The organism is Candidatus Nitrosarchaeum limnium BG20, assembly GCF_000241145.1.
In the GTDB taxonomy this organism is placed as follows: Archaea; Thermoproteota; Nitrososphaeria; order Nitrososphaerales; family Nitrosopumilaceae; genus Nitrosarchaeum; species Nitrosarchaeum limnae.
Window position 1 is genome coordinate 1 of sequence record NZ_AHJG01000043.1, and the last position, 1,614, is coordinate 1,614.

General features: G+C 32.5%; 2 protein-coding genes and 1 pseudogene. 1 reads left to right on the plus strand and 2 read right to left on the minus strand.

Annotated features, from left to right (window positions below):
* Positions 1 to 546: pseudogene (locus tag BG20_RS01595) on the plus strand (leucine--tRNA ligase); the annotation flags it as partial.
* 297 nt (positions 547 to 843) lie between these two features.
* On the opposite strand, the gene BG20_RS01600 reads toward BG20_RS01595, so the two are convergent.
* Together BG20_RS01600 and BG20_RS01605 are read right to left on the minus strand one after the other, a co-directional pair.
* Positions 844 to 1,401 carry a hypothetical protein gene (locus tag BG20_RS01600; RefSeq protein ID WP_010190017.1) on the minus strand — a complete coding sequence of 186 codons (558 nt, stop codon included), beginning with the start codon at positions 1,399 to 1,401 and terminating at the stop codon, positions 844 to 846.
* A partial coding sequence (locus BG20_RS01605; protein WP_010190018.1) for a hypothetical protein occupies positions 1,401 to 1,614 on the minus strand: 214 nt, incomplete at its 5' end. The genes BG20_RS01605 and BG20_RS01600, both read right to left, overlap by 1 nt.

Below are 1,614 nucleotides of genomic sequence, written 5' to 3' on the forward strand. Positions count from 1 at the left end.
TGGGAAAAACTCGGAAACCATACACTTGTATCAACTTCGTTGTGGCCGAAATACTCTGCTGATAGCATCAATGCATCTGCAATTCAATCCGAAGAGTTGTTAAAATTACTAATTGACGATATTGCAAATATTCTAAAAGTTACAAAGATTACTCCAAAAAAGATTACAATCTATACTGCTGATTCATTCAAGTCTAAAGTGTATCACTCTATTTTGGATAAAGTAATGTCAGGGCAAACTAACATGGGAATTGTCATGAAGGAGTTGATTGCAAATCCAGAAACTGCAGATGTCAAAAAGATTCCAGACTTTGTACAAAAGACAATCAAAGATATTTTATCTGAACCAACTGAGATAAGAGAGATGAAATTACAGTCAAAAGAATTTGATGAAAAGAAATTCCTTGTTAGTGAATTAACAGATATTGGAAAGAAAGAATTTGATGTTGATATCGATATATTCTCTGAAACTGATTCAGACATTTATGATCCTAAAGGAAAGGCAAGACATGCAAGACCATTCAAGCCAGCAATATTGATTGAATAGTTTTTAAAAACAAGTAATTTGTGTAATTAATTTGTGTTAGTATTGTTTTGTGTCACTAATAGAGTCTTTTTTCCAGTTTTTGATGTGTCTCACCTTTTGGTGGAATGATGGCACGGCGTCAGCTATTGGAGTAAATGCGATAATCAAACTTAATGATACCAGTAGTGCAATTAGATATTTCACAAAATTAATGGTTAAAGTATGAACTTAAGGATTTAGGGAATTTTCTTTCTAACAGTATCACAATTGCGAGTGCTACAAAATACAGAACTAAGCCACAAATGTAGCAATTGGAAATTAAAATTCTATGTTATATTTTGAGAAATCTATCTCAAAACTTTTCCCCCATAGAAACTGAGGTGTGTCATATGTGAATCCTAACGTCACTGATTGAATCAACAATAAAGAGAATGATACTTTGAGTTTTCCATAAGATGTAAATTTCTTTTCTGATGTTGGCTGTACTTCAAAACTTATCGGTGTGACCTCTGTTGATATCATGAACTTCATTTTACCTGTAAATGTTTGAGATTCATTTACTAGAATTTTAAATTCTATGTGTGGGGTTATCGGTGGTAATGAAAACGATGTCTTGAATTTAATGCCTTGAGAATTAATTTGCGTTTTAATCCCATCAAATAATCCTACTGAGAATGGTTGTGGCACATATTTCATTAATTCTTCAATTACAGTATTTGTTGCATTTTTTAGGAATTCATCTTTTCCATTTTTTGTAGGAATCATTTTTGTTATGAATGAAATTTCTTTTTGTATTTCTGAACTTTCTGGAATATTTTGACTCAACACATCTGCAATGAATGGTTTTACTATACCTGCAAATTGTTCTACAGACATTATTTTTCAATCCCTCCTGTAATCCTAACTTCTACGTGAGGCGATGTATCTCGATCGTCTTCTTGCTTATCTGATTCTATTTTCTTTGTATCATTTCCTCCTGATCCTTTACCGTGTAGTTTTATGCCTATTACTGCGCCTGTACCTGCAACTCCAATGCCTATAACAGCATATATCAAAATAGGATCATCCTTACTCTCTACTTTATCTGGA

Excerpts from the sequence above, each read along its gene's own strand:
- BG20_RS01600 (WP_010190017.1), bottom strand. The coding sequence starts at position 1,401 with ATGTCTGTAGAACAATTTGCAGGTATAGTAAAACCATTCATTGCAGAT.